This window comes from Vreelandella sp. GE22 (assembly GCF_968212445.1).
Map to the genome: position 1 here is coordinate 1386254 of NZ_OZ309110.1, position 15302 is coordinate 1401555.

The window sequence follows — 15302 nt, forward strand, 5'->3', positions numbered from 1 at the left end:
GTGGCTTCTGGGCCTGGCGGTGGCGCTCTGTATGAGCGCCACCGCCCAAGCCGAGGTGTGCGCCCAGGACGATCTCGACCGTGAGGTGTGTTTGAGCGCCCCGGCCGAGCGCATCGCCGCGCTGTCACCGGGGGCGACGGAACTCGTTTACGCGGCCGGGGCCGGCGAGCAGGTGGTGGCGGTGGTGTCGTTTAGTGACTACCCGCCCGAGGCCCAGGAGGTCACCTCGGTGGGCAGCCACACCCGGCTGGATCTGGAAGCGCTGGTGGAGCTGGCGCCGGACCTGGTGATTGGCTGGGTGACCGGCAACCCCGCCGAGCAGCTCGATACGCTAGAGGCGCTGGGTATGGCGGTATTTTATATCGAGCCGCGCAGCGTAGAGGGGGTCGCCAGCGCCATCGAGCGCCTCGCCGCGCTTTCCGGCACCGACGCCGAGGGCGAGCAAACCGCCCAGCGCTTTCGCGACGAAATGGCGGCGCTGGAAGCGCAGTACGCAAACCAGCGCCCGGTCGATACCTTCTACCAGGTGTGGGACGCGCCGCTGATGAGCGTGAACGACGAGCACCTGATCGGCCAGGTCATTCGCCTGTGCGGCGGGCGCAACGTGTTTGGAAGCCAGGGCCGGCTAGTGCCGCGCCTGGATGACGAGGCGGTACTCGCCGCCGACCCGGCGGTGATCGTCGCCGGCGGCATGGGCGAGGAGAACCGCCACTGGCTGACCCACTGGGAGCAGTACCCGAGTCTCGAGGCGGCCGCCCACGACCGGCTCTATTTCGTGCCACCTTCGCTGATTCAGCGGCCCACGCCGCGCCTGGCTGAAGGCGCGCGTCTTCTATGCGAGCACCTGGCCACCGCCCGCAACGAGACGGCGCCTTGAGCGTAAGCCATTTGAAAGCCTGGCCTGCTGTGCTGGTTGGCTTGGCCGTGCTGGCGCTAGGGCTGGCGCTCGTCAGCGGCAGCGCCTCAGTAGGAGTGGGCGAGCTTTTAAAAGTGTTCACCGGCGGGGGCGAGGCGCTGTCGCGCACCCTGGTGCTGGATTTACGCCTGCCCCGGGCGTTCTCCGCCTTCGCGGTCGGCGGGCTTTTGGCCGTGGCCGGGGCGCTGATGCAGGTGCTTTTACGCAACCCCCTGGCGGACCCCTACGTGCTGGGGCTTTCCGGTGGGGCGAGCATTGGCGCGCTTGGCGCGATGCTCGCGGGTATCAGCGGCTTGCTGGTCACCGGCTCCGCGTTTGTCGGCGCGCTGGTCTCCACGCTTTTGGTATTTGGCCTGGCCCAGGGGCGCGGCGGCTGGACCCCGGCGCGGCTTTTGCTGACCGGCGTGGTCGTGGCCTCGGGCTGGGGCGCGGTGATTACGCTGATGCTCGCAATGAGCCCGGCTGAGCGCCTACCCGGCATGCTCTACTGGCTAATGGGCGATCTCGCCTACGCGCGAACGCCCTGGCCGCCGCTTGCGGTGTTGCTGGCTACCTGCGTGCTTTTATGGCCGCTGGGCAGAAGCCTGAACGTGCTGGCCCGCGGCCCGCACCAGGCCGCCGCTTTAGGTGTGGCGGTGCGCCCACTGGAGTGGGGCATTTACGTGCTGGCAAGCCTGCTGACGGCGGTAGCGGTAACCACCGCGGGCAGCATCGGTTTCGTGGGCCTGGTGGTGCCGCACATGCTGCGCCTGGTGCTGGGCAACGACCAGCGCCGGATTCTACCCGCCTGCGCGCTGGCCGGCGGCACGCTGCTGGTACTGGCGGATACGCTCGCGCGCACGCTGATCGCCCCGGAGCAGCTGCCCGTTGGTGTGATCACCGCGCTTTTAGGCGTGCCGACCTTTTTGCTGCTGCTCTACCGGAGCCGCCCATGAGCACCTTGAGCGCGAAGGGGCTGGTGCTCGAGATTCCGGGCCGGGCGAGCGGCCAGCCCATCGAGGTGAGCGTGGCACCCGGCCAAGTGTGGGGCGTACTCGGGCCTAATGGGGCGGGCAAAACCACGCTCTTGCATACGCTCGCCGGGCTGAACGCGCCTCGGGCGGGTCACGTCGAGCTCGACGGCGCGCCGCTTGGCTCGTTCAAGCGCCGCCATATCGCCAGGCGGCTAGGGCTGGTGTTTCAGGAGCGCATGGACGGCTTTCCCGCCACGGTACAAGAGAGCGTGATGATGGGCCGCCACCCATATCTTTCGCTTTGGCAGCGCGAGGGTCATGAGGATATCGAGCGCCTGAAGGCGGCGCTGGCGCAGCTCGATTTGAGCGCGCTCGAAAAGCGCCTGATCACCACGCTCTCCGGCGGGGAGCGCCAGCGGGTGGCGCTGGCCACGGTGCTGACCCAGAACCCGGCGGTGTGGCTTTTGGACGAGCCCACCAACCACCTGGACCTTCACCACCAGAGCGCGGTCATGGCGCTGTTGACCGAGCAGGCCCAAGCGGGGAAGGCGGTGATGATGTGCCTGCACGACCTCAACCTGGCCACCCGCTGGTGCAGCCATTTACTCCTTTTATACCCGGATGGCGAGGTCAACGCCGGGCCGCGCAATGAGGTACTCGAGCTCGACGCCCTGGAGCGGCTCTACCGCCAGCGGCTCAGCGTAGCCGAGATCGACGGCGCCCCGGTCTACATGCCGCGGGTGACCCCCACCCAAAATGCCGGGAGGCCCTTGTGACGACGTTTCCCTTTGCCGCCGTCGTGGGCCATGAAGCGCTCAAGACCGCGCTGATCCTCAATACCATCAACCCACGCATTGGCGGGGTGCTGATCAGCGGCCCGCGGGGCAGCGCCAAATCGACCCTGGCCCGGGCGCTGGCCGCGCTGCTGCCCAAAAGCGCCGCCGGTGACGCGGCGTTCGTCACGCTCCCCCTGGGCGCAAGCGAAGAGCGCCTGACGGGCAGTCTCGACGTCAGCCGCGTACTGGCCGACGGCCAGGTCCACTTTCAGGAAGGGCTTTTGGCCCGTGCCCACGGCGGCATTTTGTACGTCGACGAGGTCAATTTATTGGCGGACACCCTGGTCGACCTGCTGCTCGATGTCGCCGCCAGCGGCACCAACGTCGTCGAGCGCGACGGCGTCAGTCACTCCCACGCGGCGCGCTTTAGCCTGATTGGCACCATGAACCCGGAGGAAGGCGAGCTCAGGCCCCAGTTGCTGGACCGCTTCGGCCTGAGCGTGGTGCAGCCAGGCGAGACGAGCGTTGGCGAGCGCATCGCCATCGTGCGCCAGCGCGAAGCGTTTGACCGTGACCCTGAAGGTTTTGCCGAGCGCTTTTTACAAGAGCAGCGTGAACTTTGCGAGCGCGTGGCCCGCGCCCAGCAAAGGCTTGATGGCGTCATCACACCGGACGCCGCCTATGAGCAGATCGCCAGGCGCTGCGCGGCGGCGGGGGTCGAGGGGCTGCGCGCCGACGTTACCTGGCACCGCGCCGCCCAGGCCCACGCCGCCTGGCGCGAGGCAGCCGAGGTCGAACAAAGGGATATCGACGCCGTCGCCGCCTGGGTGCTCGACCACCGGCGCACCGTCCCGGAGGACGAAAACCCGGATTCAAACGACGACGGCGAATCGAATAACGGCGAAAGCGGCGGCTCGGGGAACCAGCCCGACAGCCGCTCGGGTAGCACGCCGCCAACGAGCGGCCGCGGCGAGGCGGCGGGCGCAGGCGCGGGCCAGGGCGTTAGCGATAATGCGGGCTCAGACGATTCAGGCCAGTGGGGCGCCATGGCGCCGGCCAAACAGCAAACCGCGGCGAATGAGGCGGGCCCAATGACACCGCCAGCCCCCTTATGCGCCCCGGTCAACAACGCCTTGAACGACCCGATGGACCGCGGCGCGCGCAAGGGCCGCCAACGGGGCCGCGGCGCGTTCAAGCGCACCCCGGCGCCGGCGCCGCGCCTGGATCCGTTCGCGACTATCGTCGCCAACCGTGGCGCGCGCCCCTGGCAAACCCTTTGCTACCGCCCGGCGCGGGCAGGCCAGCCGCGCCTTCACCTGGTGCTGCTGGATACCTCGGGCTCCACGCTGTCTTCAACCCGTCGCGGGCGGCTTTTAAGCCGTGCCAAGGGCTTTGTCGAGGCGCTAACCCGCCAGGCGTATCGAGGTCGCGAGCAGCTAGCCGTATTCGGCTTTGGCAACGACACCATCACCGCGCTACTTGCCCGCCAGCGCGCGCCCAAAAGCCTTTTGGTGAAACTCGACGACGCCGCGAGCGGCGGTGGCACCCCGCTTCGCCGGGCGGTGGAGCAGGCCGGGCGCCTGGTGCGCCAGTGGCAGCGCCGAGAACCCGGCCTGCACGTTTTGACCTACCTGATTACAGATGGCCGCACCCGCGACTCCCTGGCCGGGGTAGAGCCACTGGGCGACTGCCTGGTGCTGGACACCGAACAAGCCCGGGTCAAGCGCGGCCAGGGCGAGCGGCTCGCCCGCGAGCTGGGCGCGCGCTATCAACCCCTCCCTTTTCAGGAGACCCCATGAGCATCGAGCGCCATCAAAGCCGCATGCAGCGCAAAAAGGAAGTGGTCGACGAGCGCATTAGCCAGGCCACCGAAGAGCGCGGCGTGCTGATCCTTTTAAAGGGCAACGGCAAAGGCAAAAGCAGCTCCGCTTTGGGGACGCTTGCCCGCTCGCTTGGCCACGGTCAACAAGGCGCGGTGATCCAGTTCATCAAGGGGCGCCGGGAAACCGGCGAGTACCTGTTCTTTCGCGACCACCCGCGCTTGGAGTGGCACATCATGGGCCAGGGCTTTACCTGGGAGACTCAGGACCGCGAGCGCGATGTAAAAGCCGCCCAGGCCGCGTGGCACGTCGCGAAGGGGCTTTTGGAAAACCCGGACGTCGATATCATCGTGCTCGATGAAATGAGCTACATGTTCAAGTACGGCTACCTGGACGTGGCGCCGGTGGTCGAGGCGTTACAAAGCCGCCCGGCGCACCAGAACGTGATCATCACCGGGCGCACCATGGCAACGCCCTTACAAGAGATCGCCGATACCATCAGTGTTGTTGCCGACGAGCGCCACGCCTTCCGCGCCGGTGTGAAGGCCCAAAAGGGGATCGAATACTGATGCGTACCGCTCGTTGCCCTGCGCTCTTTATCGCCGCGCCGTCCTCCGGGCAGGGCAAAACCACCGTGACCGCCGCACTTGCCCGTCTTGTACGCAACCAGGGCAAGGTCGTGCGGGTATTCAAGACCGGCCCGGATTATCTTGACCCGCAAATTCTCGCCCAGGCCAGCGGCGCACCGGTGGACCAGCTCGATTTGTGGATGGCCGGCGTTTCTTATTGCCGCCAGCGCTTTTATGAAGCCGCGGTCGATGCGGACTTGATCCTCGTCGAAGGCGCCATGGGCCTTTTTGACGGCGAACCTTCAAGCGCCGACCTGGCCGCGCTTTTTAACATTCCGCTGGCCGTGGTGATGGACGTCAAGGGCATGGCGCAAACCGCCGCCGCGGTGATGGCGGGGCTGGCGGGCTTTCGCGACGACATCAATATCGCCGGGCTGATCGCCAATAGCTGCGCCACCGCCCGCCACCGCGAGCTCATCGAAGGCGCGCTTCCCGCGCACATTCCGCTGCTGGCCAACATCGCCCGCGACCCGGCGCTCTCGCTTCCCGAGCGCCACCTGGGGCTGGTGCAGGCGGATGAGATCCGCGAGGAGCTCGAAGCGCGTTTCGAGGCCGGCGCTGCGGCGATGAAAGCCGCCGGGTTTTTGGAGGCGCTAAGCGCGCTCGAACCGGTAAGCTTCGCGGCGCCACAAGACGCGCCGCCCACGCTTGGCCCGGCGCTTGCCGGGCGCACCATAGGGGTCGCCCGGGACGCCGCGTTCAGCTTTATCTATCAGGCGAACCTGGACGTTTTAACTCAGATGGGCGCGACGCTGCGCTTTTTCTCGCCCATGGCCGATCAAGCGCTACCGGCGTGCGACGCTTTATGGCTGCCCGGCGGCTACCCGGAGCTTCACGCCGCCGCGCTTGCGGACAACCACGCCATAAAAGCGGCGATTCGCGGGTTTTTCGAGGCAGATAAACCGATTCTTGCCGAGTGCGGGGGGCTTTTATATAGCCTGGAAACGCTGACCGACTACGACGAGGCGCGCCACAGCCTGCTTGGTTTGCTACCTGGCCACGGTGCGATGCGCGGGCGGCGCGGCTGCCAGGGGATGCAAACCGCGGCCCTGCCGGAAGGCGACATTCGCGGCCATGCCCACCACCGCTCGATGGCCGAAGGCACCCCAAAACCGGTGGCCCATGGCCGCCGCCAACGCCACCCGGCCCCCGGCGAGGCGATTTACCGCGCACGCCGCCTGACGGCGACCTACCTGCACCTGTTTTTCCCGAACAACCCCGAGGCCGTGGCCGCGCTTTTTTCCGCGCGCCTTACGGCCAGTGAACCGCTATCCCGCGAGGCCTTGAATGCCAACTCCTAACGTACAGCTGAGCAAAATTCCCGCCACGGTCGTCACCGGCTTTTTGGGCAGCGGCAAGACCACGCTTTTGGCAAGCATCTTGCGCCGCATGACCGGCAAGCGCATCGCCGTGATCGTCAACGAGTTCGGCGAGCAGGATATCGACTCCGACCTTCTGCGCAGCTGCGCCCTTGACTGCGAACCCGGAGCCGAAGGCGCAGCGCTCGAGGGTGATGACGACGGTATTTACGAGCTCGCCAACGGCTGCATCTGCTGCACCGTGGAAGAAGAGTTTCTGCCGGTGATGAAAAAACTCGTCGAGCGGCGCGACCGGATCGACCATATCCTGATCGAAACCAGCGGCCTGGCGCTGCCCAAGCCCCTGGTGCAGGCGTTCAACTGGCCGGAAGTGCGTCAGCACTGCACCGTCGATGCGATCATTACCGTACTCGATGGCCCGGCCGTCGCCGCCGGGCGCTTCGCCCACGACGAAGCGCGCGTGGCCGCCCAGCGCCTCGCGGACGATAGCCTCGACCACGACCCCAGCCTGCAAGAGCTTCTGGATGACCAGCTAAGCGCCGCGGATCTGGTGCTGGTGAGCAAAACCGACCTGCTAAGCGAGGACGAAAAATTGCGCGTCGAAGCGCTGATCGCCGCCAAGGTGCCCCCGTCGGTCAAGACGCTGTTCATCGACCCCACGCTTGCCGACAACGTCGCGCAGCTGGAGGCGCTGATGGGCATCGGCGCGGCAAGCGAGAAGGGGATCGACGCGATCACCAACCACCACGACAAGCACCACGCCGAAGGCGCCCACCACGACCATGCCCACGATCATTTCGACTCCTGTGTTATTAACCTGGGCGAAGTCGACGCCACCGCCCTGGACGCCGCGCTCCAAACCCTTTTGAACACCCAGCAAATTTACCGCGCCAAGGGCTTTGCCGCGGTGCCGGGCAAGCCGATGCGCCGCGTGGTGCAGGCGGTGGGCAAGCGCCTGGACGGCTATTTCGACCGCCTATGGGCGCAAGACGAGCCGCGTCAGACCCAGCTGGTGTTCATCGGCCACGACCTTGACCGCGCCGCGATCGAAAAGGCCCTGGCCGATAGCGAGATGACGGCCAGCGCCTGATGCATCTATTTGCCGCCAAGCCGGGGGGCTTTGTCGACGATGAAGGCATCGTCGATTTACAGCAAAGCCCTTCTGATGTCGTGATTCTCTCCGCCGCCGATAGCAACCTGTCGGCGCTGGCTCAGGCCGCTGATCGACTGGGCGAGGCCTACCCGAGCCTGCGCCTGGCCAACTGGATGAACCTGGCCAAGCCCGCGGCGTTTGACCTTTACGAGCACAAGGTGCTGGAGCACGCCAAAGTGGTTGTGGTCTCGCTTTTGGGCGGCAAGGGTTACTGGCAGTACGGCTTCGAGCGTTTGCTTGCCTGGCAGGCCGCGGGCACTGAGCGAGCGCTCATTGTCGTGCCCGGCTGCGACGCGCCGGACGATGCGCTGCTGCGCGAGTCGAGCGTGAGCTTTGATGACGCCTACCGGGTCTGGCGTTTTCTTCGCGAAGGCGGCGTGGACAACGCCGAGCAGCTTCTACGCTTTATCGCCGCGAACTGTATGCCCCAAAGCCTTGAAAATTTTAGTTGGCAGGAGCCGCGGGTCGTTCCGCCGGCGGTGATCTACGCCCCGCAAGGCGCTCAGGCCTCGGGCAGCCTTCACGAGTGGCGCAAAACCCGCGGCGACGGCCCGACCTGCCTGCTGGTGTTTTACCGAAGCCACCTGCAGGGCGGCAATACGGGCGTGGTCGATGGCATGCTCGAAGCCCTTGAAGCCGAGGGGCTTTCGCCGCTGGCGGTGGCGGTGGCGTCTCTCAAAGAGCGCGCCTGTATCGAGTTCGTCAATCACCTGATCGAGGCGACCGGCGCGGGGCTTTTGATCAACACCACAAGCTTCTCGGTCAATCGCAACAGCGACGAGGCGGACACCGAGTCCGTCACGGTCGCCCCCGACGAGAGCCTGTTTACCGGCCAGCCCGTGGTGCTGCAGGCGATGCTTGCCAGCAGCACTGTTGAGGACTGGGCGGCATCCAGCGCCGGGCTTCGCGCCCGGGACGTGGCGATGCAAATCGTGCTGCCGGAAATGGACGGCCGGGTGATTACCCGGGCCGTGGGCTTCAAGGCCGAGGCCCATTTTAATGAGCGCTGCCAGCTCTCGATCACCCATCATGGCGTCAATCGTGAGCGCGCCGCTTTTGTGGCCCAACTCGCCCGGCGCACCCTGGGGCTTCGCGAAACGCCCAACGCCCAAAAGCGCGTGGCGCTGATCATGGCCAACTACCCCAACCGGGACGGGCGCATCGGCAACGGCGTGGGGCTCGACACCCCGGCCTCGACGCTCAATATTTTGACCGCTTTGGCGCAAGCGGGCTACCCGGTGGCGGACATTCCCGAAAGCGGCGACGCGCTGATTGGCCTGCTTCAAGGCTCGATCACCAACGACCACGCGGGGCTCGATCGCGGCTGCTGGCAGAGCATCGGCGTGGACGCGTACCTGGCCTGGTTTGAGACCCTGCCCGAAAGGCTTCGCGCGGCGGTGACCACGCGCTGGGGCGCCCCACAAGACGACCCCAAATACCGCCAGGGCCGTCTGATGATTGCCGGCGTGCGCCTGGGCGAGACGTTTGTCGGTATCCAGCCCGAGCGTGACTTCGCGGACGACTTGACCCAGTCCTACCACGATATGGAGCTGGCGCCGCCGCACAGCTACCTGGCGTTTTATTTGTGGCTGCGCGAGCACTATGGGGTAGAGGCGGTGGTTCACGTGGGCAAGCACGGAAGCCTTGAGTGGCTGCCGGGTAAAAGCACGGCGTTAAGCAGTGAGTGCTGGCCGGAAATAGCGCTGGGGCCGCTGCCGCACTTTTATCCGTTCATCGTCAACGACCCGGGCGAGGGCGCCCAGGCCAAACGGCGAAGCCAGGCGGTGATTATCGATCACCTGATGCCGCCGCTGGCCCGCGCCGAGCTTTACGGCCCCATGGCCGAGCTCGAGGCGCTGACGGACGAGTACTATCAGGCGCTGGACATGGACCCCCGGCGCGAGGCGCTGATTCGCAGCCAAATCCTTAAGCACCTGCGCGATTCCGGCATCGACCAGGAGCTTGCCCAGGGCGGGGAGTACGGCGGCCATTGCGACGCTGAGCTTTTAAGTGAACTGGACACGTTTTTGTGCGATATCAAGGAGAGCCAGATTCGCCACGGCCTGCACGTGCTGGGCACCAACCCGCCGGTGGAAAAACGCGCGGGCACGCTGGTCGCGCTTTTACGCCTGCCGCGCGGCAACGCCGTGGTTCGACGCAGCCTGCTGCAGAACCTGGCCGATGATTTAAGCCTGGAGATTGACCCGCTGGCCGCCGGCAGCGAAGCCTGGACGGGCCCGACGCCTGCGGTGCTGAAGGCGCTGCTGGCAAGCCCTTGGCGCAGCGGCGCGGATACCCGGGAGCGCCTGGAGCTTCTGGCCGAGCAGCTGGTCAGCGCCTACGTACTACAAGACGGCTGTTTGGAGGCGCTTTCGCACGACTACCCGGCCACCGCCGAGCAGCTCGCCTTTGGCCGCACGCTTTGGGCCACATTACAGCGCGGCGTGACGATGGAGCTTGGCTCGCTCATCGCGGGCCTGGAAGGGCGCTTCGTACCCGCCGGGCCGAGCGGCGCGCCAAGCCGCGGGCGCCTGGACACGCTGCCCACCGGGCGCAACTTCTTCAGCGTAGACAACCGCTCGATACCTTCGCCCGCGGCCTGGCAGTTGGGCGAGAAATCTGCCCAGGCGTTCGTGGAGCGCTACCTGCAGGACCACGGCGACTATCCGCGCCGGCTGGGGCTTTCGATTTGGGGCACCGCCACCATGCGCACCGGTGGCGACGACATCGCCCAGGCCTTTGCGCTGATGGGCGTGCGGCCCAAGTGGTCGCTGGGCTCCCAGCGGGTGATCGATTTCGAGGTCATCCCCGCGATGCTTTTAAACCGGCCCCGGGTCGATGTCACGCTGCGGGTTTCCGGTTTTTTCCGCGATGCCTTCCCCAACGTGATTCGCCTGTTCGACGCCGCGGTACAGGCGGTGGCCGACTACAACGAGCCCGGCAACAGCAACACGATTCGCCAGGCCGTGCTCGCCCGCACCGCGGAGCTAAAAGCCCAAGGGCTGGACGATGGTGATGCCAGCGAGCAGGCGCGCTACCGCATATTTGGCAGCAAACCCGGTGAGTACGGCGCGGGGCTGAACCGGCTGATCGAAAACCGCAGCTGGGAAAGCGCGGATGATCTGGCCGAGGCGTACCTGCGTACCGGCGCCTACGCCTACGGGCAGTTCGAAAACGCAGGCACCCCCGCCCGCGCCGCCTTCGAGCAGCAGGTGAAGGGGCTCGATGCGGTGATGCACAACCAGGATAACCGCGAACACGATCTTCTCGATTCCAACAGCTACTACGCCTTTCAAGGGGGCCTGGCCAACGCCAGCCGCGCGCTCAGCGGAGAACAACCGACGATCTACCACGCCGACCACGCCAACCCGGCGATGCCCACCATTCGCACCTTGAAAGAGGAGCTCGGCAAGGTGATTCGCTCCCGGGTGCTGAACCCCAAGTGGATCGAGGCGATGCGCGAACACGGCTACAAGGGCGCGTTTGAGATGGCCGCGACGATTGATTACCTGTTCGCTTACGACGCCACTACGGATTTGATCGCGGACTACCAGTACGCCCAGGTGAGCCAAGCGCTGGTGCTGGATGAAACCAACCAGCAGTTTCTGCGTGAGCATAACCCGGCCGCCCTTGACGAGATGGCCGAACGGCTGATGGAAGCCGTCCAGCGCGGCATGTGGCAGGCGCCCGGCGAGCAGGCTGAAAAGCTGAGCGAGCTACTGCTGGAAATGGACGAAGCCAAAGAGCGGGGCGGGCGGTGAGCCGCGTACCGCAAATAAAGGGCTGGTGCCCCGGCGCCTGGCGGCCCATGGCCACCGGCGACGGCCTATTGGTGCGCGTGCGCGCCCCCCAGGGCGAGCTAACCCGCGTCCAGGCGCTGGCGCTTTGCCAGGCGGCGGAGATTTACGGCAGCGGGCTGATCGAGCTGACCAACCGCGCCAACCTGCAGCTGCGCGGGGTAAGCGAAGCCACCTGGCCGCCGCTGATGGATTTTCTAATCGAGCACGGCCTGGCAAGCCAAACCCCGGACGCCGAGCGCGTACCGCCCATGATGCTGGCCCCCGGTGGTCAAGAAGGTGACGACACTCGCCGCGCGGCGCGCCTTTTAAGCGGCCGGGGCCATGCGTTCCCCGCGCTTCCCGCCAAGGTGGGGGTCGCGGTCGACCTGGGGCCTGCGCCAGTGCTGGGTGACAGCCCCGCGGATTTTCGCATCGAGCGAAGCAAAAACGGCGCGCTGCTGGTGCGCTGCGAAGCCCGTGCCAAGGGGACGCTCGCGCCGAACATCGAGGCTGCCGTGGAACTAGTGATTCGCCTTTCGCACTGGTTCGTGGAAAGCGGCGGGCGTGAGGCCAAACGCATGGCCCGCCACCGCGCGGCGCTGCCGGCGTGGGCGCCCCAAAATGCTTGCCCGGCAGGCGCAGGTGAAAAGCTGCCCCTGGGCGATCACCCTTTGGGCGCCGTGGTGGGCCTCGCCCTTGGCCGGGTGAGCGCCCGGGAACTTCGCGCGCTGGTCACGCCTTTTACCCAGTGCATCCTGCAGGTCACGCCTTGGCGGCGGCTGCTGATCACCGGCGCGGCGTTTGCGCAGCTGCCCGTATTAGAGAATGTCATTGTCCGCGACGACGACCCGCGCCTTTTAATCGATGCCTGCCCCGGCGCGCCGTACTGCGCCCAGGCAAGCGTCGAAACCCAAACATTGGCCCGCCGCCTGACCGGCATTAAAGCAGAAAGCGTGCATATTTCCGGCTGCGCCAAGGGCTGCGCCCGCAAGCAACCGGCGGCGGTGTGCCTGGTGGGGCGCGACGGGCGGTTTGACGTAACAATCAACGAGCGCGCCGACGCAGTGCCGGCGGCGCGCGGGCTCGATGAGCCTGACGTATTGAACACTTTGGAGAAGCTGGGTGCCTTATACCTATGAAACCCACGGCCCGGCGATCTACCGGGCGTCGTTTGCGATCATCCGCCGCGAAGCTGAGCTTGGCCGCTTCAGCGCGGAGGAAGAGGTCGTTGCCGTGCGCATGATTCACGCCGCGGGCCTGGTGGAACTTGCCGCGCATATTCACTTCCAACCGGGCGCGGTGAACAAGGCCCGCGCCGCGCTGGAGGCCGGCGCGCCGATTCTTTGTGACGCGCGCATGGTGTCCGAAGGCATCACCCGCACGCGCCTGCCCGCCCATAATGAAGTGATCTGCACGCTGCACGATGAGCGCACGCCCAACCTCGCTAAAGAGATGGCCAACACCCGCTCGGCGGCCGCGCTGGAACTCTGGCGGCCACATTTGGAAGGCGCGGTGGTAGCCATCGGCAACGCGCCGACGGCACTCTTTCATCTGCTCAACATGCTGGAAGACCCCAACTGCCCGCGCCCGGCGGCGGTGATCGGCTGCCCGGTGGGGTTCGTCGGCGCGGCGGAGTCCAAGGAGGCGCTTTGGCAAACCCCGGAGATTCCCGGTTGCATCGTGCGCGGGCGCCTGGGTGGTAGCGCGGTCACGGTGGCCGCGATCAACGCCCTGGCGGATCGCATCGAATGACTCAAGGGAGCATCACCGGCGTCGGCCTGGGTCCGGGCTGCCAGGATCTAATGAGCGTGCGCGCCGACCGGCTGATTCGCGGCGCCACCCACATTGCCTACTTCCACAAGAAGGGCAAAAAGGGCCACGCGCGCAGCATCGTCGAAGGGCTGTTGGCAGTTGATGTAGTCGAGCTTGCCATGGAGTACCCGGTCACCACCGAGATCCCCTTCGACGACCCGCGCTACAACGCGCTGCTGGCGACCTTCTACGAGCAAAGCGTGGCCCAGTTGATCGAGATGAGTAACGCCGGGTGCGACGTGGTAGTGCTCTGTGAAGGCGACCCGTTCTTTTACGGCTCGTTTATGCACCTCTACACGCGGCTCTCAAACCGCGTGCCGGTGGACGTGGTGCCGGGGATTACCGGTATGTCCGCCGCCTGGACGGCCACCGGCCAACCCATCACCTGGGGCGACGACGTGCTGACCGTGGCGATGGCCACACTGCCGGAAGACGCGCTTGCTGAGCGTATCGCCCAAACCGATGCGCTGGTGGTGATGAAAATCGGCCGGCATCTTGGCAAGCTGCGCCGGGCGCTCAAAAGCGCCGGCCGGGATGAGCACGCCTGGCTGATCGAATACGCCGCCATGGAGAACCAGCGCGTGGTGCCTTTGGCGGAGGCCGGGGAGCGCGTGCCGTACTTCTCGATCGTGTTGATTCACGGAAGCGGGAGGCGCCCATGAACGGCTGGGTCAAGATCGTCGGCCTGGGGCCGGGGGCGGATTCGATGATAACGCCGGAGGTAACGGCCGCCCTTGAAGAGGCCACGGACGTGGTGGGCTACGTGCCCTACGTGAACCGCGTGGCCCCGCGCGCGGGCCTGACCCGCCACGGCTCGGACAACCGCGAGGAGATACGCCGGGCCGAGGCCGCGCTACACATGGCGCTGGAAGGGCGGCGCGTGGCGGTGGTTTCTTCCGGCGACCCCGGCGTGTTCGCCATGGCCGCCGCGGTTTTTGAGGCGCTGGAAGCCGGCAACCCCGAATGGCGCGCGCTCGATATTCAGGTGCTGCCGGGTATTTCCGCCATGCTGGCAGCGAGTGCCCACGCCGGGGCGCCGCTGGGCCACGATTTCTGCTGCATCAATTTATCCGATAATTTAAAGCCCTGGGCGCTGATCGAAAAGCGCCTGCGCCTGGCGGTGGAAGCGGATTTTGCCATGGCATTTTACAACCCGCGCTCTAAGTCGCGCCCCGTCGGGTTCGAGCGCACGTTAGCGGTGCTGCGTGACGAGTGCGAGCCCGAGCGGCTGATCATTTTCGCCCGGGCCGTTTCCACGCCGGAGGAATCGATTCGCGTGGTTACACTTGCGGATGCCACCCCGGAGATGGCGGATATGCGCACTCTGGTGATCGTTGGCTCCAGGCAAACGCGCTTGATCGAGCGAGATGGCGCACCGCTGGTTTATACGCCGCGATCAATAGATTGAGCGAGCCAGGCCAGCACGTCGTCCACCGCGTGCGCCTCTAAACGTGGCGGCCGGTGAGAGCGCTCGATCAAGGTAACGGGCAGCTGCAGCTGGCGAGCGGCGGCGAGCTTGGCCGCCGCCCCGGTGCCGCCGGCGTTTTTACACACGATGCGCTCGATGCGCTGGGTTTGCAGCAGCGCCAGGTCGCCTTCCAGGGTGAACGGGCCGCGCTCAATCAGCACGGTGTGGTGGGCAAGTGGCGGTGGGCATTCGGGTTCATCGACCAGGCGCAGCACGTAGTGGTGCTGGGGCTGGGCGCTGAAGGCTGCCAGGTGTTGTCGGCCAATGGCCAGCAGCACGCGCTGGCGCGGCCCTTCAAGGGCGCTCACGGCGGCGCCAAGGCTTGCCACACGCTGCCAGCAATCGCCCTCGACCTCTTGCCAGGCGGGGCGGGTCAGGGCGATGAGCGGCGTGTCGCAGAGCTTAGCGGCCTCAACGGCGTGGTGGCTCATTTGAGCGGCGAACGGATGGGTGGCATCCACCAGGTGGGTAATGCCTTCGCGTTGGATAAACGCGCAAAGCCCCGCTACGCCGCCAAAGCCGCCCACGCGGGTGGGCAGCGGCTGGGGCTTGGGGTGCTTGACCCGCCCTGCGTAGCTAAAAACGGCGCGGATGCCCCGCGCGGCCAAGGCACGGGCCAGGGCGCTGGCCTCGCTGGTGCCTCCCAGAATCAAAACCTTATTCATGATGTCAGGACG

13 protein-coding genes are annotated in these 15302 nt (G+C 66.3%); 12 read left to right on the top strand and 1 reads right to left on the bottom strand.

What is annotated here, in order from left to right; genetic code table 11:
• Positions 1 to 31: 31 nt before the first annotated feature.
• From ACWHRL_RS06525 to cobJ, 12 genes are read left to right on the top strand one after another with little or no spacing between them, the layout of a single operon-like run.
• The gene (locus ACWHRL_RS06525) at positions 32 to 877 is read left to right on the top strand and encodes a cobalamin-binding protein (protein WP_447895711.1); all 846 of its coding nucleotides are present in this window, start codon (positions 32 to 34) and stop codon (positions 875 to 877) included.
• Complete coding sequence (locus ACWHRL_RS06530) at positions 874 to 1851, top strand: FecCD family ABC transporter permease (protein WP_447895712.1); 978 nt, start codon at positions 874 to 876, stop codon at positions 1849 to 1851. The genes ACWHRL_RS06525 and ACWHRL_RS06530 overlap by 4 nt, the downstream gene beginning before the upstream one ends.
• The gene (locus ACWHRL_RS06535) at positions 1848 to 2645 is read left to right on the top strand and encodes an ABC transporter ATP-binding protein (protein ID WP_447895714.1); all 798 of its coding nucleotides are present in this window, start codon (positions 1848 to 1850) and stop codon (positions 2643 to 2645) included. The genes ACWHRL_RS06530 and ACWHRL_RS06535 overlap by 4 nt, the downstream gene beginning before the upstream one ends.
• Entirely contained in the window at positions 2642 to 4444 is a 1803-nt protein-coding gene (locus ACWHRL_RS06540) for an AAA family ATPase (RefSeq protein ID WP_447895715.1), read from the top strand. Before ACWHRL_RS06535 ends, ACWHRL_RS06540 begins: the two co-directional genes overlap by 4 nt.
• A complete protein-coding gene (gene cobO / locus ACWHRL_RS06545) occupies positions 4441 to 5034 on the top strand; it encodes a cob(I)yrinic acid a,c-diamide adenosyltransferase (protein WP_447895716.1) in 594 nt (197 codons plus the stop codon). The genes ACWHRL_RS06540 and cobO overlap by 4 nt, the downstream gene beginning before the upstream one ends.
• Positions 5034 to 6395, top strand: a complete 1362-nt coding sequence (locus ACWHRL_RS06550) for a cobyrinate a,c-diamide synthase (RefSeq protein ID WP_447895717.1) — start codon at positions 5034 to 5036, stop codon at positions 6393 to 6395. The genes cobO and ACWHRL_RS06550 overlap by 1 nt, the downstream gene beginning before the upstream one ends.
• Positions 6382 to 7503, top strand: coding sequence for a cobalamin biosynthesis protein CobW (gene cobW / locus ACWHRL_RS06555; RefSeq protein WP_447895718.1), 1122 nt, complete (start codon positions 6382 to 6384; stop codon positions 7501 to 7503). Before ACWHRL_RS06550 ends, cobW begins: the two co-directional genes overlap by 14 nt.
• Positions 7503 to 11327, top strand: coding sequence for a cobaltochelatase subunit CobN (gene cobN, locus ACWHRL_RS06560; protein WP_447895719.1), 3825 nt, complete (start codon positions 7503 to 7505; stop codon positions 11325 to 11327). The genes cobW and cobN overlap by 1 nt, the downstream gene beginning before the upstream one ends.
• On the top strand, positions 11324 to 12484 hold the full coding sequence (locus tag ACWHRL_RS06565; protein ID WP_447895720.1) for a cobalamin biosynthesis protein CobG: 1161 nt from the start codon (positions 11324 to 11326) through the stop codon (positions 12482 to 12484). Before cobN ends, ACWHRL_RS06565 begins: the two co-directional genes overlap by 4 nt.
• Complete coding sequence (locus ACWHRL_RS06570) at positions 12468 to 13097, top strand: precorrin-8X methylmutase (RefSeq protein WP_447895721.1); 630 nt, start codon at positions 12468 to 12470, stop codon at positions 13095 to 13097. The genes ACWHRL_RS06565 and ACWHRL_RS06570 overlap by 17 nt, the downstream gene beginning before the upstream one ends.
• Entirely contained in the window at positions 13094 to 13819 is a 726-nt protein-coding gene (cobI, locus tag ACWHRL_RS06575; RefSeq protein WP_447895722.1) for a precorrin-2 C(20)-methyltransferase, read from the top strand. The genes ACWHRL_RS06570 and cobI overlap by 4 nt, the downstream gene beginning before the upstream one ends.
• Positions 13816 to 14565, top strand: a complete 750-nt coding sequence (gene cobJ, locus ACWHRL_RS06580) for a precorrin-3B C(17)-methyltransferase (protein WP_447895723.1) — start codon at positions 13816 to 13818, stop codon at positions 14563 to 14565. Before cobI ends, cobJ begins: the two co-directional genes overlap by 4 nt.
• Here cobJ and ACWHRL_RS06585 read toward each other — a convergent pair.
• Positions 14541 to 15290 (bottom strand): cobalt-precorrin-6A reductase, encoded by a 750-nt coding sequence (locus ACWHRL_RS06585; protein ID WP_447895724.1) that lies wholly within the window; start codon positions 15288 to 15290, stop codon positions 14541 to 14543. The two genes, cobJ and ACWHRL_RS06585, sit on opposite strands and share 25 nt — an antisense overlap.
• Positions 15291 to 15302: the final 12 nt, after the last annotated feature.